This window comes from Acinetobacter sp. GW821-FHT01C12 (assembly GCF_059422625.1).
In genome coordinates, this window is sequence record NZ_JBWKXD010000001.1 from 1,121,013 (window position 1) to 1,147,782 (window position 26,770).

Consider the following 26,770-nt stretch of genomic DNA (forward strand, 5'->3'; position numbering starts at 1 on the left):
TTGAGAATGAAATTTATTTTGAAAGGTTTACTTGCTGTCGGTGTTACTACAATGATTCTGGCTGGATGTACATCTTCCCCTCAAAAGAATCCAACAATTAGCACGTCGCATGGTCAGCGTATTTACATCCCCGAAGAAAAAATTACGATTGAGCGCCCCATTCCTCCTAAAACGATGCCTTCATCTTATCGCCAATGGTTGATCTATGGAGACAATCAGTCACGTGCACGTGATTATGAACGTTTTCTTGAACAAAATAATGCTGGAAATATTATTCCTAGTTTTGAGTTATTTAAAACTGCACGGGATTGGGACAAGTGTGGTAAGTCTGAATATATGATTCCAAGCCGTGAGCTTTGGAGTAATCAATTACCAACATTAAAAGTATTTAAATACTTGGTTGCCTCTAAAGTTCTGACTGATTTTACTGTAACCTCGGTATATCGAGACTTACCTTTAAACCAATGTGCGGGTGGTGCTGGATCTTCACGTCACTTATTCAATTCAGCCATTGATTTCCGTATTGGGCCAGAAAATCCACAACCTCAAGATTATGCCTATATCGAACATACCAAATTCAAATTATGCCAGTTCTGGTCGCAGTATGGTCAAAGCTTAAACATGGGCTTAGGACTGTATGCTTCAGGGCAAATCCATATTGATACTCAAGGATATCGTACTTGGGGACCTGATCTCACCCGTAATAGCTCAATGTGTAATTTTTAATACCCCATATTCAATTTAAAAGAGATCGATAATATCTCTTTTTTATGACCAAGTATTTGATCATATTTTAGACCAAAACACCCTTAAATAAAAAACGCCCGATGAAATTCATCGGGCGTTTTTTGAAATAAAATCAATCTATTTCAAACGTCAATCAACTGGATATCAATCTAGTCAATTGCAGGCGTATAGGTACCATCAGCAATTGCATCTTTAATACGATCCGCTTCTTCTAACACCAAGGCAAGAAGATTCTTCACGTTTTCTAAAGTTGCAACTGGACTTAAAGTGGTCATTTTCAAAGATTGAACCTGTCCAACTTTAGTTACACCAATATTGGCTTCACCACGCGCAAATAATTCATCTGCAACGTTTTGATTCAAAGTATCAAGTAATTCAACTGGATAATTGTCAGGTATTACACGGAATAATACCGATGCAAATTGTGGATCAACCAGCATTTTTAAACCAGCAGTAGCATTGATGTAATCTGCTACTTCACGAGTTAGCTTAACGCCATGGTCAATCATTGAGCCATAAAGCTCTTCACCTAGGTTTTCAATCGTCATCCACAATTTCAACGCATCAAAACGGCGTGTAGTTTGTAGAGATTTAGACACTAGGTTCGGTACACCATGTTCTTCATCATAAGCAGAATTTAAATATTCAGCTTCATAATGCATGAAACGATAGTTCGCTTCATCTTTCAACAAGAACGCACCACATGAAATACTTTGGAAATAATGCTTATGGAAGTCCAATGTAATCGAATCAGACAATTCAATACCATCAAGCATTGAACGGTAGTCATTCGATAAAATCAGTGCACCACCCCATGCTGCGTCGATATGCATCCACGCGCCATATTTATTGGTGATTTCACGCACTTTCTTCAATGGATCAATCGCACCTGCATCGGTTGTCCCAGCAGTCGCAACAACACAAGCAACGATTTTACCTTCAGCCTGTAAATGCGCCATGGTTTTTTCGAGCGCATCAACATCCATCTGTGCATTTTCATTGACTGGAACAGTCACCACAGATTGGAAGCCCATGCCCATCATTGCCATGTTCTTTTGCACAGAAAAATGTGCATTTTCAGAACAGATCACTTTGACATTACGCATGGCATCACTTGGAACGCCATCACGTTGCACAGACCAAGGCAGACCATTTTCGTCTTTCCAGTTCTTGGCAATACACCAGTCACGCGCTAACAATACGCCCATTAAATTAGATTGAGTACCGCCAGAGGTGAACACACCAGCCTGACCTGCACCATAACCTACTTTTTGACGCAGCCAGTCGATCAATTGAACTTCCATCAAAGAACCTGCTGGGCTTTGATCCCATGAGTCCATTGATTGGTTGGTCGCATTAATCAAAACTTCAGCAATTTGACTTGTCACCATGGTTGGGCAATGCAAATGTGCTAAAGAGTGCGGATGATGTACTTTCAAACTTTTGTTCAGGAAAAGCTCAACCATACGCTCAAGCGATTGGTGTAAACCTAGACCTTGTTTAGACGGTGCAAAAGAAATCGCTTCACGAAGTTCTTTAATGCTCCCACCTGTATACATTTTGTCATTTTGCAACCATGCTGCGACCGCTTTAGTCGCCTCACCCATTGCTGACTCATAGTCAGCAATAGATTGAGCATCATTGCAGAGTAACGCTTTACGATGTTCTGCAAAATCTACCATGAATTAAGCGCCTCGAACTGCAATAAGAGCCTCTGCAACCGCTTTCTTAAAGCGCGCAATAGCTTCTTCACATTCTTCTTGAGTAATGATCAACGGGCAAAGTAAACGAATCACTGTACCGCTACGGCCGCCTTTTTCTAACAATAATTTATTGTTAAAACATGCCGTTTGAATTGCAGCAGCCAATTGTGAATCCGCAGGAAGAGAACCCATATGATCCGCTTGCTTACGCTCATCCACAATTTCGATACCGATCATTAAACCGCGACCACGAACATTACCAATACATGGGAATTCTTGCGCTAAATTTTTCAATTCAGCTTGTAAGAAATCACCACGTTGTTGCGCATTTTGTGCAAGGTTTTGCTCTTTAATGGTATTGATCGTTGCAAGACCAGTACCCATTGCAAGTTGGTTACCACGGAAAGTACCTGTGTGACCTGCAGGTTGCCAAGCATCAAACTTACGTTTAATACCCAAAACAGCCAATGGTAAGCTACCACCTACTGCTTTTGACATCACCACAACATCAGGTTCAATACCAGCATGTTCAAAAGCAAACATTTTGCCTGAACGTGCAAAGCCCGCTTGAACTTCGTCCAAAATCAACACAATGTTATGACGCTCAGTCACTTCACGGATTTTTTGCAACCATTTCGCCGGTGCTGTAACCACACCGCCTTCACCTTGAATTGCTTCAAGAATCACAGCTGCTGGTTTAGTTACACCGCTTTCGACATCTTCAATGAAGTTTTCGAAATAATAAGTTAAGGCATCAACACCTGCTTCACCGCCAACACCCAACGGGCAACGGTATTCATGCGGGTATGGCATAAATTGTACGCCTGGCATTAAGCCATTTACCGCATTTTTAGCAGATAAGTTACCTGTCATCGCTAACGCGCCATGAGTCATCCCATGGTAACCGCCAGAGAAACTGATAACTGTATTTCGACCTGTATAGGTTTTCGCCAATTTAATCGCTGCTTCTGTACCATCTGCACCAGATGGGCCACAGAACTGTAAGCAATACTCTTCTTGCCCACCCGGAAGTTGTGCAAGCAGTGCTTCAGTGAAAGCATCTTTTAAAGGCGTTGTTAAATCTAAAGTATGTAAAGGGAGACCACTCGCTAAAGTGTCTTGAATACTTTTAATCACCGCAGGATGGTTATGGCCTAATGCCAATGTTCCTGCCCCAGCTAAACAATCGAGGTACTTTGTACCTTCAACATCGGTAACCCAACAACCATGTGCTTCCGCTATCGCTAACGGTAATTTACGTGGATAACTACGAACATTCGATTCCATCTGACTTTGGCGAGTCAAGTAGTATTCGTTTGTGGAAGTGGCAGCAGGATTTACAGAAGTAACGCTCATATCGAATTACCATCTCTGATATGGGTTGAAAGAAATAAGTCGGGTGACTTGTGGTCCTTTGACTCGGTGCTTTATAGAAATCTAGTTAGAGTGCTTTTAATCTTCATAACTAGGAGCGCGATAATACAGTTTTTTACAAGAAAATAAATATCTTTTATGTACTTATCCACACTCCATTTATCGAAAAAAACATTTAGCTAAATCTAATTCGTTATTATCATCATACTATGTGACAAAGCAAAGAAAAGCCGATAATTAAAATCACTTTATAAATCTTAACCATTCTGATCATTTCTTATCACAATCAAACTCGATAAGCTTTTAATTTTTAAAACATTTTACTCAAAATAAAATTGCAATTCATATGCAAATTATTACAAATGCACCACAAAATCTGCCATAGTTTTCCGCAAACCAGATTTATGATTAAAAACAGATTCAATTTATACAATATATCTTTCGGTCATAAAATTTAGTCAAACAATTTTAAGGATTCATTATGCGTTATTTAGCTTTAACTACTTTACTCTTGGGAACCACACTGAGCACAATGACGATGGCAGCAGAAAATGACCCGTTAAACTACAATATTGTCAACGTTCAAGCAGATGCGACACGTCAAGTGTCTAATGATGAAATGCATGCTGTACTTTTTATTGAGAAAAACAACAAGCAACCTGCTGAGTTATCTTCTCAAATCACCCAGTTAATGAATCAAGCTATTAGCATTTCGAAAAAGTATCCACAAGTTAAAGTCGAAACAGGTTCACAAACCACTTATCCTGTTTATGACAATGACAACCAAAAATTGAAAGAATGGCGTGGTCGTGCAGAAATTCAAATCGAAAGTAAAGATTTTAAAGCGGCAAGCCAGTTAATCAACGAGTTGCAAACCAGCTTCCAAACACAATCGATTAATTTCACAGTGTCTGATGAACAACGTAAAAAAGTTGAAAATGAATTGATGGTTGAGGCTTCGAAGAACTTCCAACAACGCGCGCAAATTTTAACGCAAGCATGGAATAAATCGTCTTATAACTTGGTCAATATCAACATCAATACCAGTAACTCTTATCCGCAACCTGTTTATGCAGCACGCGCATCTATGGCTAAGTTCGAAGCTGCCGATGCCGTTGGTGGTCAAAATATGGCAGCGGGAGAGTCAAAAATCACAGTCAATGCCAATGGTTCAATCCAGTTTAAGTAAGTTTTTGATTATTATATAAACCGTGCTTATGCACGGTTTTTTGCTATTGCACTATATAAATTTGCGATTGCAATATAAAAAAGTGAATATTTGATTAAAAAATCTATTAATTTGAATTAAACAATAGTTTTAAATGATAATCATCCTGATTTAAAAATATGCTTGAAGAGATTAAGATACGCACAATTTCAAATGCCTATCTCTTTATGAAAATTTCAAGCCATAGAACACCTGACTTCGCCCTGTTTAAACCCTCACATCTCAGCCTTGCAATTGCTGTTTCACTTAGCTTTATATCCAATGCTGCCTTTGCCGAAGACGATCAAGAAACTTCAACGCAAACACTTAAAACAATCACCGTACAAGCTGAAGGAAACTGGCTTGAAGCAGCCAATGCTGAAAAAGTTCACAAGCATGCAGGTGCACGTACCATTATCAATCGTAAAAAAATGGACGAATCTGCGGTGACCTCTATCCGTGATGCGCTAAAACAAGTGCCAGGGGTTCAGGTTCAGGACAGCAATGGCACAGGGGGGAGTGATGTTTCACTCAATCTAGGTGTACGTGGCTTAACCTCTCGCCTCTCACCGCGCTCCACTGTCTTGATGGATGGTGTTCCATTATCCTTCGCGCCTTATGGTCAACCACAATTGTCTATGGCACCTGTTTCTATGGGCAATATTGAATCTGTAGACGTTGTTCGTGGCGCAGGTTCAGTCCGCTTTGGGCCTCAAAACGTGGGGGGGATTATCAACTTTAATACCCGTGCAATCCCTGAAAAACTATCAGGCTCTGTTGGTTTAACCACAGAATTCGCCACAGGTACCGACCAACTCAAGTACAGCCCAAACCTCTTTATCGGCGGTACTATGGATAATGGTTTAGGTCTTGCGCTACTTTATTCAGGAACCAAAGGAAATGGCTATCGCGAAGCTAATAACGACATAGATATCGATGACGTCATGTTAAAGTCGTCATATCAGTTTACAGATGCAGATTCGATTGCACTTAATTTGCATCATTATGAAGGTCGTGGCGAAATGCCAGAAGGCTTAACGACTGCGGATTATGCCAAAAACCCATACCAGTCGAACCAATACCGTAACTATTTTGCAGGCCGTCGTTCAGATGTTTCTGTTAAATATAGCCATAAAGATGAACGCAATAACTTTGAAATCCTTGGTTATTATGTCGATTCATTCCGTACCAGTGATCTAGAGTCAGCTGTAGAAGGTACTGCAAATAGTCGAATTAGTAACTCTCCACGTGATTATAAATATTTTGGCATTGAACCACGTTATTCACGTGCCTACACTTTAGGCAGTATGAATAATGAAGTCACAGTTGGTTATCGCTATTTACAAGAAGACAGTTCAGAGTTTTCGGGCCGTACAGCGCCATATAATACTGTAACAGGGACGCCAGGTGAGCGTCTTGCCAACACCACTAGTGAAGGTGGAACCAAAGCGCATGCCGTGTATATTGATAACCGTTTTGGTCTAGGTGCACTAACCATCACTCCAGGTGTACGTTTTGAGTCAATTAAAACCCATAATGATTATACCGCTTATCAAAATGGTAAATTCATCAATACAGTACATCCAAAAATAAATTCTGATGAATTTTTACCAAGCCTTGCTGTGCAATATAATTTCAATGAACAATGGAATATCTTTGCCAATGCAGCGGTTTCTTTTGGTCCTCAACAATATAACCAATTGGCTAAAGTTGAAGGAAATAAAGCGATAACCACTTTAGATGGTTTACATCCTGAAAAATCCAACAACTACGAAATTGGGACTAAATATCTCGGCAATGGCTTAAATGCTGAATTTACAGTGTTCTATTTAGACTTTGATAAAGAATTATTACTTGAACGCCCTGACAATATTGGTACAGGCATTTGGACCAATCTAGGTGCAACCAGTCATAAAGGTGTAGAGCTTGGCCTAAGTTATGACTTTGGTAATATCTACAACTCTCTGCAAGGCTTAAAAGTCTATAGTAACTATACATTTACCAAAGCAGTGTCTGAGGCAGGTAAATTTGCTGGTAAGGACTTACCTTATTATTCAAGACATGTTGGAAATTTAGGGCTTGGTTATAGCTTTGACAAATGGTCTGTCAATGCAGATATGTTTGCTCAATCTAAACAACATGCGCCGGGTTCAGGCAATGTTTACCAAACCGTTGAAACTGCAGATGGTCGTACTGGTGATATCCCAGGTTACTCAACTTTTGCGGTACGTACTGGTTATGATTTTGGACAAGATTTTTACGGCTTGAAAGTTGCTGGTGGGATTAAAAACCTATTTGATCAAGAATATTTTACTCGTTCATCTGACTCTACTGGTGGTAAATACGTAGGGCAACCGCGTACTTTCTATCTACAAACTTCTGTTGATTTCTAATTTTTTGAAAAATTTGTAGATTTACAAAGCATTTAAAACTAAAGCGCTAATCTCATGGATTGAGATTAGCGCTTTTTAATTACTTTTATTTGAATATATTCTATGATTATTCTCTTAAAATAACAGTTAGAACAATCTGTAATGGAATACGAGACAATACTTCTGAGTTTAGGCTTCTTCGCTTTTTGTGCGGGTTTAATTGATGCTGCGGTGGGTGGAGGTGGATTAGTTCTACTCCCAGCACTAATGCATGCCTTTCCCAATCAAAGTCTCGCCACAGTTTTTGGAACCAATAAAATCATTGCCATGGCAGGCACTGTATCTTCTGCATTTGCTTACTTTAAGAAAGTTACGATCAATTGGAAACTTATACTACCCACAATGTTGGCAGCATTTATATTTTCTTTTTTAGGTGCAATGTCAGTTTCGTTGATTCCGAAAGAACTGATGCGTTATATCGTATTCTTTCTGCTGATCTTGATTGCAATCTACACCTTTGCCAAAAAAGACTTAGGTAAAATCCATACTGTGCTACAGACGGGTAAGAAAGAAATTGCGTTAGGTTTATTTTTTGGCGCCTTAATTGGATTTTATGATGGAATTTTTGGCCCAGGGACAGGCAGTTTTTTACTCTTTCTGTTTGTGAAAGTATTTGCTTTTGATTTTTTAAATGCGTCTGCATCTGCCAAATTGGTCAATGTCGCCACCAATATTTCTGCCATGTTTTTCTTCATCCCTTCTGGGCATATTTTATGGATGGCTGGCATCATTTTAGCAGTTTGCAATATTTTAGGCTCACTTGCGGGTACAGCTTTAGCATTTAAATATGGAAGTGGTTTTATTCGTATTTTCTTTTTAATTTTACTGGTGTTTTTAATTGGCCGAATGGGCTATGACTTATTTATCAGTTAGTCATTCATACTAAATATACAAATTGAAAGAAGCCCGCCAAAATGCAGGCTTCTAAACTAAGATTATAAAAAAACTTCCTATGGAAGTTTTTCCAAAAATTTAAATCTTTTCAGCTTTATCTAAAAAGTATTGTGTGGCTTCAGTTAAATCCATATCTAATTCATTGGCAATAATGGCTAACCACCAAACACATTCACCTAGCTTATGCTGCAACTCTTGCTGAGCATCGCCTTTGTGTAACCACTTCCCCGTCTGCGCCATCACTAATCTCCCAACCAATCCAGCATCAGATAAAAATGCCAACGCATCCTCTTGCACTGTCCATTCAGCATGATGATTTATTCGCTCTAGCTCATGATAACGTTCTCTGATTTTTACTGAACGTGCTACAACCTCATCAACCGTTATTTTATGATCCATCATTTTGCTCGTTTAAAAATTAGAGCTTACTTGATTTTGTAAAATTGATTTGATTAGAAATGTAATGCGTTCAAAATTGAGTGTGTAACAATAATCGCTATTGATACACTTTTTATGAGTGAAGCGTTCAAACATAATTTTATAAAATGATTTGTCTAAAAAAAGCTAAGTAAAATCAGGACGCGCCCAGCGTTCACTCATATGCCAATTGACCAGATCAATAGCTGCATCACTTTCTAAAAATTCATTTTCATCTTCTAAAGCATCTTCATTCAGTTGATATAAGTCATTGTCTAAATCATCTGAAAATTGTTGAAGTAAATCGGTAATCGAGTTGGCGACTAGAATACCAACATCATATTCATGATCAATAAAGATTACTTGGCCAATTTGACCAACGGCGGTGGGTGCTAAATCCACATACAAACCTGTGCGCCCACCATCGTGCGCAAACTGAACCCAATCTCGATGATGGGCATTGGTTGGATTGATTTGTGGGTCAGCATGTTGAAGAACAAACAACTCATCAACGAGATCCGCAAGATCGGCACGTTTATTTTCAATATTGGTGAGCGATAAAAATTCCATACCATAAAATAAACTGCCTAAATTTTCCTCTTCATTCATTCCATTATGCCAACAGTACAACTGTTTAAAATCATCAGGTAAATGTTTAGAAAGCCTTTGTTCAAATTGTTCTATATCTGAAATACTTGCCGCGGGATTGAGTGATTGATTTGCGATCTTTGCTGCATGTTGCACTAACCAATTTTGTATATTTTCTAATTGTTTTTGAATCATGTTCTTCTCATTAACCCTAGTAACAGTCAAATAAACTTTACTGAAAAACCCAATCATTGACAATAAAAAAGCCACTTAAAAGTGGCTTTAGCTTTAGCAAATCAACTACTTTTTAAATGGAAATGCATATTTCACAATACGTCCAAGGACTTGACCATACTGCTTAAACAAACTTGCATTGTTGTAGTTTAAACCATACTTTTTACATACCGCTTCAACTTTAGGTGCCATTTTACGATAGCGACGAGCAGGTACTTCAGGGAATAAATGATGCTCGATTTGATGGCTCAAATGACCTGTCAAAATATGAAATGCTTCTGAACCAGTTAAATTCGAAGAACCGCGAATCTGGCGCATATACCAATGTCCACGACTTTCATCCTGTAAAACAGTTTTAGGGAACACTTCGACATCTTTGGTAAAGTGACCACAGAAAATGATACTAAATGTCCAAATATTACGGATACCATTGGCAACTAAATTACCTGTAAATACAGGTAAAGCTGCGGGGCCTGCAATCACGGGAAAGAAAAGATAATCTTTAAAAAACTGTTTACCAATTTTCTTTTGAGTTGGCTTCCACTCTTCTTTAAATTGCGCCCACGTTTTACGTTTATAAACCAATTTACCAATTTCAAGGTTTTGAATCGCAACGCCCCATTGGAACAATAGACAGAACGGAATTGCATATAAAGGCTGCAATAAAAAACCCGCTTTCCAACGTTGTTCTGGGAATAAACGCAATAAACCATAGCCGATATCATCATCCATCCCTTTGATATTGGTATAGGTATGATGCTTATAATTATGGGTCTGGCGCCAGTTGTCAGAGGTTCCAACAATGTCCCATTCGTAAGTTGTACCTTTAAAGCGTGGATCATTCATCCAGTCATATTGTCCGTGCATGACATTATGACCGAGCTCCATGTTTTCCATGATCTTTGCAAAGCTCAGTAAACCTGTACCAAGTAACCATGCTGGTGGGAACCAACCCGCAAATAAGCATGCTCGGCCTAAAATACTGCTATAACGAATAGCGGCATATACTTTTTTGATATATTTGGCATCTTTTTCGCCAATATCATCTAAGACTTCTTGCTTAATCGCATCCAGCTCGCGCGCTAAAGCATCCAGCTCAGTCTGGGTCAGTTCACGGTTTTTGGTGTTTTTAAAATATTGAATTTTAACTGGCATATTCATGATAAAACTCGCTTAAAGATCAATAACTAAATCAGTTTTGGCAGTATTCACACAAATTCTCAGTAAATTATTCGGTTCAAAATTTTCTTGACCATTGACTAAGTTTTTTGTGGCACCCTGTGCTTTATTACACGCGCATTTATTGCAAATCCCCATTCTGCAACCATGTTCTGGTTTGATATTTTGTTGTTCTAAGCCAACTAAAATGGCTTGACCTTTAGGGATTGCAACCACTTTATTGGATTTGGTTAATGTGACATTGATAAAACCGGTGTCATCAGAAATCACTGGGCTTAGGCTAAATGCTTCGCTTTTAAGTACCTTGGCCTGTTCAAACAATTGTTCAGCTGTTGCCACAAAACCTGAAGGACCACATACATACACCGTACTTTGCTCAAGATTTTTAATGATATGTAAATATTCATTATTTAAACGTGCGTCTGCGGGTACTTCTTGGGTATAGAACACATCAAATTTAAAATCGAGATACTGTTGGGCTAATTGCTCAAACTGTTGTTTAAAGGCAACGTCTGCATTTTTTTTAACCCAATACATCAAATGTACTGGCTGACGATCAAGTTGCTGGTTGGCTGCCAAGGCCTGAATCAAGCTATACATCGGTGTAATACCGCTGCCCGCTGCGACCAGAATCAATGGACTGACTACTTGAGGCAATAACATATCACCATAAGGTCGACCAAATTCAATCACTTCACCCACTTGGGCATGTTCAAATAACCAGTTACTCACAATGCCTTTTTCTACTTTTTTTGCTGTGAGTAATACATGTTGCGTATCTAATTGAGTCAGACTATAGGTACGTTCATAACGACGGCCATTAATTTCGACAGTGATCGGATGATGCTGCCCAGCCAACCCCATTTTAAACAAACGGTTAATTTTGATGGTTAAACTGATCGTCTCTGCGGCGGATTGTTCTTTTTCAACTATTTTCCCCAAAGCTTGTTGAACTGACCACAATGGATTAATTTTCTGTAGCCAAAAATTAGTCGTATGAGTACCTAACACCATATCAAATATAGCGTTTACGGGAGATTTTTGCTTTTCAATAGCGTGCATACTAGGCTCACCATCTGAGTGATTTTTAATTATTATACACATGTATATATATTTGTATATACGCGTGTATTGTATCTAGACATTTCATTTATGTAATGACAAAGGCTATAATGAAAAAAATATTTTAACTATTTGATACTTTATGAATCCAACGTCCGTATTACCTCAGAACCCAGCTACCCTTCAAGATCAAATTCATGAGCTTGAAAAAGTTTCTGTACGTACTGTTGGACGCAAAGCGACAATTACCAAAGAAGAATTATTCCAAGCCGCGTTAAATTTGATTGGACCGCAAAAAAGTATTTCCTCTTTAAGTTTAAGAGAAGTTGCTCGTGAAGCTGGGATTGCGCCAAATAGTTTTTATCGTCACTTTAAAGATATTGATGAGTTGGCGATTGAACTGATTGATCGTTCAGGTGTGGTGCTCCGTCAAATTTTGCATGAAGCTCGAATCAAGGCAATTAGACAAAGCAGTATTATTCGTAGTTCAGTTGAAGTATTTATTGAACAACTAGATGCCGATGAAGGTAACCTCAGTTTACTACTGCGTGAAGGTTATACAGGATCAAAGCAATATAAACTTGCTGTAGACAAACAACTTAATTATTTCCAACAAGAACTCCAAGAAGATTTGATTCGAATAGAACGCATCAATCACAGTAAATTAACCCATCCTGATTTAGTCGCCAAAGCCATTACTCAGCTGGTATTTAATATGGGTGCCAAGGTGATTGATTTGCCGATTGCTGAACGTAAAGAAGTCGCTGAACAAACCATGGTGATGATTCGCATGTTACTCGAAGGTTCGCGTCATTTAGACGAAGCGCAAATTAAATAATACCAATTCTTTCATAGTCTATTAAATACAAGTATCAAGACCCTATGATCAGTCACAATCAACAAAATATTCGTGTAGGCATACTTGGTGTGACTGGCCGCATGGGACAAATGCTAGTTCAGGCCTGTCTCAATGCGGGACTAAACATTACTGTTGCTACAGCAAGAGTTGCAAGTGCAGCGATTGGTCATGAACTAGGGCAATATCTCAATCTAGCACCATTAAATGTGCTTATTTCAGATCGTTTGGAAGGCGTCATTCAGCATTGTGATGTGGTGATTGATTTCACTACAGCAGAAGCATTATCGCAACATTTAAAAATTTGTCAGCACGCTAAAAAGCCGATGATTATTGGTATCACTGGTTTATCTGAGCAATTAAATCAGCACATTGCTCAAGCCGCACAAGATATTGCTATCGTGCATTCAGGCAATTATTCCATTGGCGTCAATCTTAGTGTTGATCTGGTTCGAGTTGCTGCCCAATTATTAGGTACAGAATTTGAAGCTGAAATCATCGAAGCGCACCATCGACAAAAAATAGATGCGCCATCAGGTACTGCATTGATGTATGCAGAAGCAATTGCTCAAGTCAGAACGCAATTGCTCAGTGATTTAGCGGTCTATCAACGCCATGCTCAGGTTACTGAGCGAGAACCCCAACAGATCGGTTTACAAGCTATACGTGGTGGTGACATTGTTGGTGAACATAACACGATATTTTATGGTCATGGGGAACAGGTCGAAATCAAACATATTGCAAGCAATCGGATGAACTTTGCGACAGGTGCAATTCGTGCCGCAATGTGGTGTATGTCTCAACCCGCTGGCTTATATAATATGCATGACGTGATTCATTTGAATCACTCACTTTAATAGCACTCTATGTACTGCTCAATGTACGCAGCATTATTTTTTTTTGCTCAATCCCACGATAGTGATCTTTTATCTTTCTATAACGTTTTTTAAAGACTTTTCACCCTGTATTCAGGCCAAATATTTTCACATTGAATTAAGCTTTGTATTTAAAAATAGCTATCTCGCCGCGAGTTAGAGTGATATAAATCTAACTTGGTATTTTTATATTCCCCTATACATCAATTGTATAATTGAGCTCTATTCACATGAAACTGTTAAATGATCGTCAAAGTATTATTGCAAGTTACGTACTCATGCTGATCTTTTTGTCTTTACTGATTCCCTTGCATCTTTTAGCGTCATTTTTTGCAGGTTTTGTTGTTTTTGAAATCATCAATAGTTTAGGTAGCATTACAGAAAGATATATTGATGGTCAAAGAGCTCGCCTGACCATTAGCATTATTCTAGCCATCTTTATTATTTCTTTGATTGTGCTCAGCATCACAGGGTTAATCAGCTTTGTTCAACATGATTTGCAAGGTGCGGGAATCAATGCCATCAGTGACCAAGTCGATAAAACCTTACAAAAGCTACAACTTGAAGTGGCACAATATATTCCCGGATTTATTCCTTATTCACTCACTGAATTAAAAGATCAAACCTTTGATTTAATCAAAGATAATTTATCAACCTTAAAAAGTACCGGAACAGGCTTTTTACATAATTTAGCCACCATGCTGATTGGTATGATTGTAGGGATCCTTGTCTCATTAAACCAACTGCGTCCACAGCCAGATCAGCCAGAATTTAAGCGTGCCATGATCACACGTATTGAGAATCTTTCGTCATCTTTTAAAAATGTGGTGTTTGCTCAGTTTAAAATTTCGTTAATCAATACTTTTTTATTTTTGATTTTCTCTCACCTGATCCTTCCTGTATTTGATATACATTTACCTTTTGCCAACACCTTAGTGATCCTGACTTTTATTTTTGGCTTAATTCCAATTGTCGGAAACTTACTCTCCAATACCATTATTGTTATGGCAGGTTTAACCATTTCAGTATCTACCGCAGGTATCGCACTACTTTATCTGATTTTTATCCATAAGCTGGAATACTTTATTAATGCCAAAATTATTGGCACAAAAATCCATGCAGCGTCATGGGAAGTGTTATTGGCAATGTTAGTCTTTGAGTCATTCTTTGGCTTAGCGGGTCTAATTGTTGCACCCATCTTCTATGCCTATATCAAGTTAGAACTTAAACAAGCCGAAATGATTTAAAGCTGAAATGATTTAAAGCATAGTTCATTTGAGTCATCAAGAAACCCTTCTTTTAAAGGTGTGAAGTATTACACTGTAAAAGAAGAAAATTAAAAAAGCCTGAGTTGATCAACATTACAATTCAGGCTTTTTTGCTAATAATACGAATACTGTTAAAAACTTTTATTCCCAGACCACTTCTCGTTTCTGTTGTGCCCAAGCATCTAAAAATGGCTCATAGCGACTTTCAATTTTATTACGTTTAATTTTCATTGTTGGGGTAAGTAAATCATTTTCCATGGTCCATGCTTCATTGACTACGACAAAGAAGCTGATTTTTGCATGGGGCTCAAGTTCTTCATTGATCTTCACTCTTAATGCTTTCAAGGTGTTTTCAATTTCATCTCGCTTAGGGTTCTGCTTCAGACTGTTACGAATATCTTCAGCCAACATAATAAAGGCAATTGGTTGTGGTTGGCTTGAACCACCAATACATACAGATTCAATTAAGGCCTGATTTCCGATTTTTTGCTCAGTCGGAACTGGCATGATGTATTTGCCTTTGCTTGTTTTAAAAATATCTTTAATTCGACCCGTAATTTTTAAACGCCCTTCTGCATCGATCTCGCCCAAATCCCCAGTACGTAAAAATCCATCTTCGGTCATATCTTCTGCGGTTTTTTCTGGATTTTTATAATAGCCCAACATTGTTCCTGGGCTTTTTACCAAAATTTCACCATTTTCATCAATTTTACACTCCACTTTAGGTTGGGCATGCCCCACATAACCACTGGCAAACTGCCCCACACGTGTCACATGCGAATAACCACAATTTTCAGTCATACCATAGACTTCAAGTAACTCTAAACCTAAATTTCGGTACCATAAAATAATATCTGTAGGTAACGGTGCCGCAGCAGTAAATGCATAACGGACATGATTTAGCCCGAGTTTAGTGAGTAATTTCTTTTTAACCAACTTACCCAACACCGGTATTTTAAATAAAACCTTTTGTATATGGAGCGGTATTTTTTCATTAACCCCCAAATAGAACTTGGTCCATAAGCGTGGCACTGAAAAGAATAATGTAGGTTTGGCACGATTCAAATCTTCGACAAAGGTTTCAATTGAATTTGCAAAATACACGGTAAAACCGCACACCATCAATGAAGATTGAATAAAAATACGCTCAGCAACATGTGCAAGTGGTAAATAAGATAAGGCCCGATCAGATGTTGTCACTTGATAAGTCAATCTGAGTTCACGAGCGCCGGATAAAAGCGTCGCAAAACTTTGCATAACCCCTTTAGGTACACCAGTACTACCAGACGTATAAACGATGGTCGCTAAATCATTTTTATTGGGTAATACCAGGTTTTCTAGTGGCGCAACAGATTGCACAATATCATTCCATTGCGGTGCATCGAATTCAGGTGATAATGCCAAACGCACGCAAGCTAAATCTTGTGGAATGATTGTTTTTACCTCATTCCAGCTATCCGCTTTACCATCCAATTTTCCAATAAATAAGAGTTTGGCTTCACTGTGGTTGAGTACATAAGCCGCACCTTCCGCATTGAGTGTTGGGTAGAGCGGGACTGATATATGACCTGACATCCAGATCGCTAAATCTGCCATAAGCCAATGCGCACTATTTTTACCATAAATTGCGATCGCACTCTTTTCAGGCAAGTTTAAAGACTGTAAATAACTCGCCATACTGCGAACTTGTTGTGCAACTTCCGACCATGTGTAATGCACCACATTGCCATTGGCCAATGGTTGTACAAACACATCTTTTTGCGGTAATTGCTTTTCCCAATGAAGTAGATAGTGCACATGGGTATCATGAAACTCAACAAAATCCTTGTTTTCCATATCATTTCTTCCATTATTTTAAGTTTTTATCTTGGCTATAGACGGTTGCTTTCGAACTTGTCTATTTGGATACACAATACTGAATGATCAAATTACATGGGTGGGTAAACTTTATCTCTAAGGAACAAATCGAGATCAAAGTACACTATTTTAATAGCATAAAAACGGTTGCGATGTATACAACAAACTCCCTGTAAATCCTTCATTGATTATTGTTGTAAAGTAGATCTCATCCAATGATACATGGCGTTTCTATCGTGTGGTGACATTGATGCATGGTCTATAGCCCCTCATACAAGATATGACCATATAAATGGTGCAATAATAGGAATTAATTTTTATAAATGGGTATAACTTTTACATTTAAAATCAAATAAATAAAAACAACCCAATAATTGATTATTTAAATATGCATAACGTATACATCAAAAAAGCTCCCGAAGGAGCTTTTAGAATCTAGATAAAATTGCACTAAATTAAGGTTTAACCACGACCAATACCTGAATCGCCTCTGGCGTTACAGAAACACCTTCCAATAGGCTTAAACCTTCTTTCTGGAATTTCTGTAAACGTTCAATTTCATCTGCACGAATACTTGGATTAAATTGCTTTAAGTAACTTAAACGATCAATTTCATATTGCCATTTGCTACCATAAATTTCTTTAGCTTGCTCTTTTAACTGCGGTAAAACACCTTTAGCAATATCTAAAGCTTGTGCATAGCGTTCTTCAATCACTTCACGACGTGCTTTCACCACTTGACGACAGCTATTGCTATCTAAATGATGCAAATACGGCTTAATAATTTCCGGATCAAGCTTGGCAGTAATATCCTGACCCGTTTCAGTCAATAACACTCGAATCAATTGTGTCGGCAAACTTGAAGGTAAATTTAATGCCTTAGGTGCAACCACATCCACTTTAAACCAAACTTCCAACAAAATCGTGCCTTGTTTAAGTGCATTGGTTTTTAGAATCGCAACATTGGTACTACCAAAAGATTGAGTACGGATAATTTCCATCACACTTTCAGTAAACGGATGTTCAAGTGTTAAATATTGCGCGTCTTCACGGATCTGTGCTTGATCACGATAGAAGGTTGCAGTCATGCCCTCTTCGTCGATATCCAAGCCTTGCACTTGCATTTGATCGGTGGGTTTAATAATCACCGTTCCATTGCTTTGCTCATCAAAGTCAATGTTAGTCGATGCCATAAACCGCTTCATAAACATTGGCAACAAAGTATTGTCATCATAGTCTTCAAGCGCAGTAACAATTTCTTGTGCCACGATCGGACGACATGAATTGTATTCCAATAAACGGTCACGACCATCTTGCAATTCAACTTCAAGTGCTTGACGCTGCACATTGACCGCTTCAAGAAGCTCTTCAAAGGCTTGGCCTTTATCATCCAATAAGCAATCTTTTAAATCGACAATAAAGTTTTCTTGTAAGGTTTGTGCTGTAGGCGAAATATTACTGAAAATATTTAGCGCTTCATTGTACCAACGGAACATACGCTCTTGCGCTGTACCGACAAGATAAGGCACATGAATCTGAATACGATTTTCCTGACCAATACGGTCTAAACGACCAATACGCTGTTCAAGTACATCTGGATTTGCTGGCAAATCAAACAACACAAGATCAGAAGCAAACTGGAAATTACGCCCTTCTGAACCAATTTCAGAACACAGTAAAATCTGTGCACCATAAGAGTCTTCAGCAAAATAAGCCGCTGCTTGGTCACGTTCCAATAAGCTCATGCCTTCATGGAACATTGCGGTGCGGATACCCGCGTGGATGCGTAAAGCATTTTCAAGTGCTTCAACAACTGGACCACTACGTGCAATCAGCAGTACTTTTTTATGTTTTAAATCAGAACGTAATCGTTCCATCAACCACATGACACGTGGGTCTGTTTCCATCCATGCGCCATCAAGTTGCAGCTCTTCTGGCCACATTTGTTCGCGTAATTTTCCATCTTTAGACCAGTTTTCTGGTGCTGGCAATGGTGCTGGTTGGCAATCACGTCCAGGGAAACCTTGAATTGCTTCACGGGTATTACGGAACAAGATACGACCAGTGCCATGACGGTCTAAAAGTTCATGAATTGCACGGAAACGATGTTCAGGCTGATCTTCAATCGGATGACCTAATAATTTTTCAACCGCTGCCAAATGTTCTGCTTCAAGTGGCAAATCTGACATCAACACTTCAGCAATTTTAGCAGTGTGATGATATTGCTCTTCTTCATCAAGGAAACGATCAAGCGAACTAAAACGTTGCGGATCAAGTAAACGTAAACGGGCAAAATGACTTTCTACGCCTAACTGTTCAGGCGTTGCCGTTAAAAGCAGCACACCTTCAGTTTTTTCAGCAAGCTCTTCAACCAGATCATAACGGTCATTACCGCCTTCCTCTTCACTCCACATCAAATGATGCGCTTCATCGACCACTAACAGATCAAAACCAGCGTCTATGGCTTGCTCACGTAAATCATCATGGTCAATCATTAAATCTACTGAAGCAATGATACATTGTTCAGTCAGGAATGGATTGAGTTCAGGATCATGCTCTTTGATTGAAGCTGTACGAGTCAGATCAAACAATGAGAAATTCAAATTGAAACGACGACGCATTTCAATCATCCATTGATATTGTAATGAATCTGGCACAAGAATCAGAATTCGCTCAGAACGACCCGTTTTGAGTTGTTGATGGATGATGAGTCCCGCTTCGATTGTTTTACCTAAACCGACTTCATCTGCAAGTAATACACGAGGGGCAAATCGTTTACCCACTTCATGGGCAATATACAACTGGTGTGGAATCAAACCTACACGCGCGCCAACCAAACCACGTAATGGTGACGTTTGCATATTGGCTTGCATTTGCATCGCTTCAATACGTAAGTCATACCATTCTTTATAGTCAATTTGGCTTGCCAATAAACGTTCTAAAGGCTTTGACAATTGAATTTGTGCGCCAATACGCGTTTCGTTTAACGCTTTCTTCTCTTGTTCACCACTATCCAATGTACGAATAACATTGTAACGAATCACACCACTGCGATCGTCTAAAGACTCGACAATCCACTTGATGCCTTCTTGGTCTTGGACTTCATCATTGATATTAAAAACAATACGAGATAATGGGGCATTATTACGTGCATAGACACGAGTTTCGTCACTTTTTGGAAAAAGAATACTGATTGAACGTTCATCGACGTCAATCAATACACCTAAACCTAACTCAGTTTCTGTGTCCGATAACCAACGTTGACCTATAGCAAATTGTTGCAATTTTTCCACCTTTATCTCATGTTAGGGCTAAAACACGGTTGCTCAAATCAGGAGAATATTTGAACAAAGTTTATACCCATTACGCAATACTTTTTGACATAAAGCTCATTAAATTTTGAGCGACTTAATTTCAACTTAAAAATCTAAACTAAAATGGAACTGGACAATCAAATTGTACAAGCTCCTCTGTTTTAGGATGATGAAAACTCAGTTGTTGTGCATGTAGACAAAGTCGCGGCATAAGCTGCTGTTGTTCTACAGTTGCATATAAAGTATCACCAATAATAGGATGTCCTAAATATTGCATATGCACGCGTAACTGATGTGACCGTCCTGTAATTGGGGTTAACTCAACACGGGTTACAGCCTGTCCTTGAATTTGAAAATGTTGGATTGCTTTCCAATGTGTTAATGCAGGCTTGTTATGTTCTGGATCAGCAATATGTAAGGGTGGATGTTCTGGATCATAAATCACAGGAACATCAACTGTGCCTTCACCATGTAAAGTTCCAGCAACAACAGCTTGATAGGTTTTAGAGGTTTGACGTTCTTGAAACTGTCTAGAAATACTTTTTTGTCCCCATTTACTCAGTCCAAATACCAAAATCCCAGAGGTATCACGATCTAAACGATGAATGAGTAAAGTCTTAGGCTCGATTTTTAATAATCTGTTGATAACACAATCTTGTAAATCTGCTGTTTTTCCTGGAACTGTGAGTATACCTGCTGGCTTATGGATCACCATAAAATCATCATCACGATGGATCAGGTGTTCGGTTAGAAAATTACTCAAAGTTCAGTTCCAATGATCACGCAAACAAGCAGGCAATTCTAAGAATCTTGGAATGAAATTACAATCAAAATTATCTGATTTATTCGATTATTCTAAAGAAAGAATAATAAATCGTACAATTGCTTTAAATTCATTGGTAATTTACAAAGCAATCAAAAACTTTAGATACATTTTGCCAATCAATTGTGGAGAAATTGGATTAATTCATTGAAAAAATAAATTATTGTCTATTTTTTGGTAGGCTAAAAACTTAACACCCTATTTTTTTAATGGTATAAACAATACCTTAAGATTAAATGAGCAAAATATGAATAAATTAAATTATAAATCTACATTGTCCATTTGTATTATTTCCGTATTTGCCATGACCGGCTGTGCAACTTCAACCCTTTTAAAGAAAGACAACGGTGTCCGTACCCGTAATGTTCAAACTGTATTGGTCAATGATACGGTTTTAGCATTTGGCAAACCATCACAAGCAATTTCTGCACTACCTTCTGACAGCATTGTCATTGCAGGACAAAAAAATAGTTATGTCATCACCAGTGGTGGTGCCCGATTTGTCAAAGTGATCACAGGACTTGATCCAAAATTTATTCAAATTGATAAAGCGCTGACTTTCAATTCAGAAAAAAATGATGGGCATTTTTCAGGAACCCTACCACTCAAATATGTCAAACTTTCTGAAGATGTCACTAAACAAGATCGTGTATTCTTTATTGAAAATGGTGCAGAAGAATGTACCACCTCAAGTGATCAACGTCTAAAAGCGCAACGTTTCTGTTTTAACATTGCCTTATCTGGTCTGGTTTACCCTTCTGCTTCTAATATTTCATCACTAAAAGCACTGAGTAAACCCTATCAAGTCAGTATCTATACCACTCAAGAGGTAAAAGATTACTCAAATGCTGGCAGTAAAACTGCAGATAAACTGGTGTTATTCCCTTTTGCTGTCACTTTTGATGTAGTGACTTTACCATTCCAAGCGCTTCATAAGATTTTTGATTGATTGAAAATAATTCAGGATATTGCATACAATATCCTGAAACTTAGCAAATATAAAAATACGATTCCCAATAGCATGATTCCACTTTCTTTTAACTATCTTTGGATTTTCTTTGTCGCTGGCTTTGGGAGCATTATTTTTAGTCTATTTACGATTGGATTAATATTTAGCTCGAAATTCAGAAATACCCTTAGGCATGGCAATATTTTTATTCAGTCTTTATTTGTCTGTAGTGTACTCTGCGTTTTTTTGAGCTTGGCACTTTATTTCCTTGTTCTATATACAAAAAATGAGATTGAAAAAGAGCATCACTCCATACATAAAACATTAAGTTCGCCTGAGAAAATTTTAGGCATTCAAATGCCACAAGGGACTGAACTTGAATTATTTGAACCTGATCAATTGACCTCATTGAGACAAGCCAAATTTCCCCAACCCGTATTATTTGGAAAGCTGCAAATTAACAGCATGAAAATTCCTCGTGGTATTGATTTGGAACTTTTTGATGATCGTTCCACCACCTTAATGGGGACAGGCGAGGATACGATCGAAGGTTGGAATTGTCAGCTGATGAGCTATATTCAAGTCTATTTAGATGATGCTGGCAACATCATTGGTTTAGAACACTGTAATCTTGCTCAAGATATGCAGCTAGCAAATATTACGCTTGTGGCACAGGCAGATATTGAACGTTCTAAATATCAAAAATATCCAGACAACTTTGTTTCTACAGATTACTGGCGGATTCACAATCCTCTCACCCAATACAAAGCTGTTTCCCTACAATGGGCAAACGTCTATTTGGATCAAAATAAACAACTCATCGGGATTGAAAATGGCACACTGACAGAAAAATTAACCTTAGGTGATATCCAATATCCAACAAATACTGAATTCAATTTATTGGTTCATCCTTTAACACAAAATGAAACATGGTTATTTACCCCGCCCAATGATCAAAATGCGGTTACTCACAATGGCAAAGTCTACACACATGATCAAACGATTGTTCAGCGCCCTAATGGCAAAATTGAACAAATCCTCAATAGTAATGATCCTAGAATTTTAGCCCGAAGAATGAATCACTAATGCTTAAATATTAATATTCCAAACAGCATAGGCACTTTTCATGGTCTTTTACTTTTTATTTCTAATATTTATTTACAATTATTCATTTCAATTTTCAAATCCTTGACCACATGCTTGGCATATAACAATTTACTGCCATTTAAAGATAAATAGAAGTCTGCTAGCCTAATCAACAAGGTCAAGAACTGGCTTTTAAAATAGATCAGCACTCATAAAATTAAACGCAAAGTACCAAAAATTAGATATTTTTTTTAACTTTTAAGCCGTTTGATAAAAAAACAAACAAATTCACAAAGATTCTGTTGTAAAAAGCAACAAAATCTTTATAATCCAACTAAACAGACAAGTCTGTATAATTTGCTGAAAAAAACGAATGACATGTGCATTCAGAGGGTATAAGAATAAATATAAGAAGATGCTTCAAGCATCTCTTTACCTGATGATTTATTGTTATGACAATAAATCATCAGGTATATAAAAAACTTATCAGCAAAGCGCGATTCACTTCAAGTGATCGCGCTTTTTTATTTTCAAGTTTTAAGGAAAAATTAAATAGATCAACAAGCGCAAATATTGATTACGCTTGCAATCTGCGATTATTCAACAAACTTAAAGGTTAAACTGAACTCGGTTGAGCTAAAGCCAATTCTATCTGAATCAGGGTTTCTACCCGTCTCCAATAATCATCTAAACACACTTGCTGAGGATCTATTTGCGCCTGAATCGTCATTCCGTCAAGAAGACTCGACAAGAAAGAAGCAAGTTGAATATCTTGTTTAACACCTAAATGACGCAACGCATTACTCAAATGCCCTTTTAACCACTCTTTATAGTCAGTTGCAGGTTGGAGTGATGACGGATAAACTTTTGAAATTTCTTCTACGGCTTTTTGGAACATACAACCATTAAAATCTTCACTATGAAACCATGCGTTGTACCATGTGAAGATGGCTTTAATATGAGATAAATAATCTTGTGGATCACATTTAGCGATTGCAGCATCTAATGATTCTTGCAAATTGAGATTTCTCGTGACCAAACATTCTTCAATCAATTTGGCTTTAGATGGAAAATATTTATAAAAAGTCATTTTTGCAACGCCAGACTCACTAATAATTCGGTCTATACCGATAGAATTATAACTATATGTATTAAAGAGATTCAACGCTGTATTAATGATGTCCTCTTTTTTTGACATTTGTTTTTACCTGATGTACAAAAATTTAAGATTAAAATTAAAGCATTAGCTTATAAGAACAGCACATAAATACGAATTACTTCAAGTGTATGCTAAGAATTATATCTTAAATTCATATGAATACTGAGTTTTTATAAAAAAACATCAAGGCTACAAAGGCAAGTATATGAAATATAAAATATTAAACCTGCATAAATACTAGCAAAACAAATTGTTTTTTACTATTATAAAAACGGCAAAATTAAAATTTTAATGCAGCATATGAGCATATTATCTTTCACGCAATCTGAACATACTCGTTTCGAGTTGCTGCATTTCATTCAAAATTCCTTGCAACCTGAATTATGGCAGCAAAATACTCAAGCTATCGCAAATTTAAAGCGACAAACACACTGTCATGTTTTATTTAAGCACCCAATATTAGTCCAGTTGAATCAAAGCCAGCTGACGCTTGAACAACTTAAATTTATTCATATTAATTATTTTACGGCGATTGTTAAAAATTTTACAGATGCACTTAGCATGGTAATTTATCAAGCCGTTAGCCTCGAAAAAAACCATAATATTCATCCAGAAAATAGGATTGCAGCTAAAATATATGCACGCTATTTACTGTCGCTAAACTTAATTGATGAACTGGGTTTCAATACACACCAACTCGAAAAAAGCGCTGCATCCAAATCACATCTGGTTTATTTTTTAAAATTGATGCAGCAGTTGGAATTAGATCCATTGGATCAGCAACAGACTGAAATAGAAGCTTTTGCATTAGCCCAATTTATTCACCAACATATCAATTCTTATACAGAATTATTGCTCATTTTGGCTTGTACAGAGCTGCAAGTCATAAAGTTTAGTGAAGCACTCCGTAACAACATGTCGATTTACAACAGTAAATTTATTGAAGGTTATTATGCTTGTCATGGGCTGGCTGATCAAAATGACGCGACCCTTGCCAATGATGACAACCATCAAGATGACATTTGGACCCTACTGATACAATGTTATGATCAAAACGACCAACAGTATTTGGACCAAGTCCAGTCTGAGTATTTAGCACTCTGGAATAATTTCTGGAGCAAAATGTCAACGCGTATAACTGAAATTTAAACGCTTACTTCATGATGTTTTTTTGATCCCATTGCTGAGATCAAAAATACTTTATTGTGGAGTAGTTGAGGGTCATTGTAAGACGTGTTGAGTCGGCATATTTTGTTTACGTTCTTGTAGTGCTTTCTTCATCACCTGATAACCGCCAGTTAAGCCTAAAGTCGCCATAATCACGGCCACAATAATATCTGGCAACATGCTTCCTGTACCAAAAACCCCAATAGCTGCAAAGATTACGGCGACATTTCCAATCGCATCATTACGACTACACAGCCAAACAGACTGCATATTGGAGTCGCCATCTCTAAAAGCATAAAGCACAAGGGCTGAAATCACATTGGCGATTAAAGCCAGTATACCAATCGCTCCCATGGTAATCGCTTCTGGCGGAATCCCTTTCGTATAGGCATAGATCGTTTTACCGATCACGACAAAACCAAAAATTGCCATGATTGCCCCTTTAAACAAGGCAACAGTCGCTCGCCAATACAGCGTTGCGCCTAATACCGCTAAAGAAACGGCATAATTGATGGAATCACCAAAGAAATCCAGAGAATCGGCCCAAAGTGCAGAAGAATGTGCATATGCCCCACCAATCAATTCAACAAAGAACATGGCAAGGTTAATAAACAGTGCAATCCACAAAGCCGTTCTAAACTTGCTATTCGGTTTCTGTGGTGCAGGTTCATGACTACATGTACACGCCATGACACTTCTCCTTGATTCAATATAAATGGGCTTCTCTGCTTATTTTTTTTCAGTCAAGTTGGTGCTTTACAGAAAATCAGCACATGCTTCAATAATGATGAAAAATTCAGCTATACTGCTATTTAAAACTATGGAGTTAGTCCAAGGTCAAGTTGATTCAGGAAAATAAACCATGCATCAATACTTAATTAGTGATCTCGCTAAAAAAACTCAGCTGTCGACGGATACTGTGCGGTTTTATGAGAAAAAAAATCTGATCAGATCCAGTTATCGTGCAGATAATAATTATAAATATTATGATGATGAAACATTAAAGCGGCTTATTTTTATTAAACGTTGCCGCGCATTAGATATGACCTTACATGAAATTACTCAACTTTTAGAGCATCTACAACATCCTGAACAAGGCTGTAAAATCATTGACCAATTGATTGAAGAACATATTCGACATGTAGAAACTCGAATATATGAATTACAACATTTTAAATCACAACTGCATGAATTACGTCAATCCTGCTCCTCGAACACCACCATTGATCATTGTCAGATTGTCAAAAAACTTGAAGGATCGGAATAACTTATAGTCAAACCATCTATTTATTCATACAAGTCATTGGTCACAAATGAAGCGTATATTTTTGCATGAACTTTAAACAACCATTAGTTATCAACTCGTTTTTTGTCCTTTTAAATCATACAAGGTGTAGCTATCGCATGGCGACATGGATGTCGCCATTGAGCGGGGGTATATGAGCAAAAATAAAGCACTGCTTTGTTTGCAGCGCAAGAGCCCTGTTAAACGTAAGATTTTTGTCCCTTTTTATCTCTAAAAAGGGAGGCAATCGCCTACGCAAAGGTATTTAAACTTTGAATATAAGGTGCGTCATTG

22 protein-coding genes are annotated in these 26,770 nt (G+C 37.8%); 11 read left to right on the forward strand and 11 right to left on the reverse strand.

Translation table 11 applies throughout. The features are described 5' to 3' along the window. Positions 1 to 6 precede the first annotated feature (6 nt). Positions 7 to 726, forward strand: a complete 720-nt coding sequence (locus AC07WY_RS05355; protein ID WP_004721687.1) for a D-Ala-D-Ala carboxypeptidase family metallohydrolase — start codon at positions 7 to 9, stop codon at positions 724 to 726. A gap of 170 nt (positions 727 to 896) precedes the next feature. On the opposite strand, the gene AC07WY_RS05360 is transcribed toward AC07WY_RS05355, so the two are convergent. Both AC07WY_RS05360 and AC07WY_RS05365 read right to left on the reverse strand, forming a co-directional pair. After that, positions 897 to 2,429, reverse strand: coding sequence for a pyridoxal phosphate-dependent decarboxylase family protein (locus AC07WY_RS05360; protein WP_494735888.1), 1,533 nt, complete (start codon positions 2,427 to 2,429; stop codon positions 897 to 899). A gap of 3 nt (positions 2,430 to 2,432) precedes the next feature. Next, on the reverse strand, positions 2,433 to 3,806 hold the full coding sequence (locus AC07WY_RS05365; RefSeq protein ID WP_494735889.1) for a diaminobutyrate--2-oxoglutarate transaminase: 1,374 nt from the start codon (positions 3,804 to 3,806) through the stop codon (positions 2,433 to 2,435). Positions 3,807 to 4,305: 499 nt separating this feature from the next. On the opposite strand from AC07WY_RS05365, the gene AC07WY_RS05370 reads away from it, so the two are divergent. From AC07WY_RS05370 to AC07WY_RS05380, 3 genes are all read left to right on the forward strand, one after another. After that, a complete protein-coding gene (locus AC07WY_RS05370) occupies positions 4,306 to 5,013 on the forward strand; it encodes an SIMPL domain-containing protein (RefSeq protein ID WP_004721692.1) in 708 nt (235 codons plus the stop codon). A 206-nt stretch (positions 5,014 to 5,219) separates the two neighbouring features. After that, complete coding sequence (locus tag AC07WY_RS05375; protein WP_494735890.1) at positions 5,220 to 7,424, forward strand: TonB-dependent receptor family protein; 2,205 nt, start codon at positions 5,220 to 5,222, stop codon at positions 7,422 to 7,424. 141 nt (positions 7,425 to 7,565) lie between these two features. Then, on the forward strand, positions 7,566 to 8,336 hold the full coding sequence (locus tag AC07WY_RS05380; RefSeq protein WP_262085591.1) for a sulfite exporter TauE/SafE family protein: 771 nt from the start codon (positions 7,566 to 7,568) through the stop codon (positions 8,334 to 8,336). Positions 8,337 to 8,435: 99 nt separating this feature from the next. On the opposite strand, the gene AC07WY_RS05385 is transcribed toward AC07WY_RS05380, so the two are convergent. From AC07WY_RS05385 to AC07WY_RS05400, 4 genes are all read right to left on the reverse strand, one after another. After that, positions 8,436 to 8,756, reverse strand: a complete 321-nt coding sequence (locus AC07WY_RS05385; RefSeq protein WP_004721698.1) for a nucleoside triphosphate pyrophosphohydrolase family protein — start codon at positions 8,754 to 8,756, stop codon at positions 8,436 to 8,438. A gap of 165 nt (positions 8,757 to 8,921) precedes the next feature. Continuing rightward, positions 8,922 to 9,557: an SMI1/KNR4 family protein gene (locus AC07WY_RS05390; RefSeq protein WP_004820316.1), complete on the reverse strand. Its 636-nt coding sequence runs from the start codon at positions 9,555 to 9,557 to the stop codon at positions 8,922 to 8,924. A 105-nt stretch (positions 9,558 to 9,662) separates the two neighbouring features. Next, positions 9,663 to 10,757, reverse strand: coding sequence for a fatty acid desaturase family protein (locus AC07WY_RS05395; protein WP_494735891.1), 1,095 nt, complete (start codon positions 10,755 to 10,757; stop codon positions 9,663 to 9,665). Between the two features lie 12 nt (positions 10,758 to 10,769). Then, positions 10,770 to 11,837 (reverse strand): ferredoxin reductase, encoded by a 1,068-nt coding sequence (locus AC07WY_RS05400; RefSeq protein ID WP_494735892.1) that lies wholly within the window; start codon positions 11,835 to 11,837, stop codon positions 10,770 to 10,772. Positions 11,838 to 11,979: 142 nt separating this feature from the next. On the opposite strand from AC07WY_RS05400, the gene fabR reads away from it, so the two are divergent. The 3 genes from fabR (at position 11,980) to AC07WY_RS05415 (ending at position 14,815) form a co-directional block, all read left to right on the forward strand. Continuing rightward, complete coding sequence (gene fabR / locus AC07WY_RS05405) at positions 11,980 to 12,675, forward strand: HTH-type transcriptional repressor FabR (RefSeq protein WP_004721706.1); 696 nt, start codon at positions 11,980 to 11,982, stop codon at positions 12,673 to 12,675. Positions 12,676 to 12,719: 44 nt separating this feature from the next. Then, positions 12,720 to 13,550: a 4-hydroxy-tetrahydrodipicolinate reductase gene (gene dapB, locus AC07WY_RS05410; protein WP_494735893.1), complete on the forward strand. Its 831-nt coding sequence runs from the start codon at positions 12,720 to 12,722 to the stop codon at positions 13,548 to 13,550. A gap of 248 nt (positions 13,551 to 13,798) precedes the next feature. Continuing rightward, the gene (locus AC07WY_RS05415) at positions 13,799 to 14,815 is read left to right on the forward strand and encodes an AI-2E family transporter (RefSeq protein ID WP_105714264.1); all 1,017 of its coding nucleotides are present in this window, start codon (positions 13,799 to 13,801) and stop codon (positions 14,813 to 14,815) included. 162 nt (positions 14,816 to 14,977) lie between these two features. On the opposite strand, the gene AC07WY_RS05420 is transcribed toward AC07WY_RS05415, so the two are convergent. From AC07WY_RS05420 to AC07WY_RS05430, 3 genes are all read right to left on the reverse strand, one after another. Then, positions 14,978 to 16,672, reverse strand: a complete 1,695-nt coding sequence (locus tag AC07WY_RS05420) for an AMP-binding protein (RefSeq protein ID WP_494735894.1) — start codon at positions 16,670 to 16,672, stop codon at positions 14,978 to 14,980. A 476-nt stretch (positions 16,673 to 17,148) separates the two neighbouring features. Next, positions 17,149 to 19,986, reverse strand: a complete 2,838-nt coding sequence (gene rapA / locus AC07WY_RS05425; protein ID WP_262085585.1) for an RNA polymerase-associated protein RapA — start codon at positions 19,984 to 19,986, stop codon at positions 17,149 to 17,151. A gap of 139 nt (positions 19,987 to 20,125) precedes the next feature. Next, the gene (locus AC07WY_RS05430) at positions 20,126 to 20,770 is read right to left on the reverse strand and encodes an RluA family pseudouridine synthase (RefSeq protein WP_004820305.1); all 645 of its coding nucleotides are present in this window, start codon (positions 20,768 to 20,770) and stop codon (positions 20,126 to 20,128) included. A gap of 307 nt (positions 20,771 to 21,077) precedes the next feature. Here AC07WY_RS05430 and AC07WY_RS05435 point away from each other — a divergent pair, with 307 nt between their 5' ends. Together AC07WY_RS05435 and AC07WY_RS05440 are read left to right on the forward strand one after the other, a co-directional pair. Continuing rightward, positions 21,078 to 21,779: a YidX family protein gene (locus tag AC07WY_RS05435; protein WP_494735895.1), complete on the forward strand. Its 702-nt coding sequence runs from the start codon at positions 21,078 to 21,080 to the stop codon at positions 21,777 to 21,779. 357 nt (positions 21,780 to 22,136) lie between these two features. Further along, positions 22,137 to 22,865 (forward strand): hypothetical protein, encoded by a 729-nt coding sequence (locus tag AC07WY_RS05440; protein ID WP_494735896.1) that lies wholly within the window; start codon positions 22,137 to 22,139, stop codon positions 22,863 to 22,865. Positions 22,866 to 23,481: 616 nt separating this feature from the next. Here AC07WY_RS05440 and AC07WY_RS05445 read toward each other — a convergent pair. After that, positions 23,482 to 24,063 (reverse strand): TetR/AcrR family transcriptional regulator, encoded by a 582-nt coding sequence (locus tag AC07WY_RS05445; protein ID WP_262085582.1) that lies wholly within the window; start codon positions 24,061 to 24,063, stop codon positions 23,482 to 23,484. Between the two features lie 261 nt (positions 24,064 to 24,324). On the opposite strand from AC07WY_RS05445, the gene AC07WY_RS05450 reads away from it, so the two are divergent. After that, positions 24,325 to 25,173, forward strand: a complete 849-nt coding sequence (locus AC07WY_RS05450; protein ID WP_262085581.1) for a hypothetical protein — start codon at positions 24,325 to 24,327, stop codon at positions 25,171 to 25,173. Positions 25,174 to 25,245: 72 nt separating this feature from the next. Here AC07WY_RS05450 and AC07WY_RS05455 read toward each other — a convergent pair whose 3' ends face one another. Then, positions 25,246 to 25,881, reverse strand: coding sequence for a cation efflux transmembrane domain-containing protein (locus AC07WY_RS05455; RefSeq protein ID WP_096733672.1), 636 nt, complete (start codon positions 25,879 to 25,881; stop codon positions 25,246 to 25,248). Positions 25,882 to 26,053: 172 nt separating this feature from the next. Between AC07WY_RS05455 and AC07WY_RS05460 the strand changes: the two genes are divergently transcribed. Next, on the forward strand, positions 26,054 to 26,458 hold the full coding sequence (locus tag AC07WY_RS05460) for a Cd(II)/Pb(II)-responsive transcriptional regulator (RefSeq protein WP_494735897.1): 405 nt from the start codon (positions 26,054 to 26,056) through the stop codon (positions 26,456 to 26,458). Positions 26,459 to 26,770: the final 312 nt, after the last annotated feature.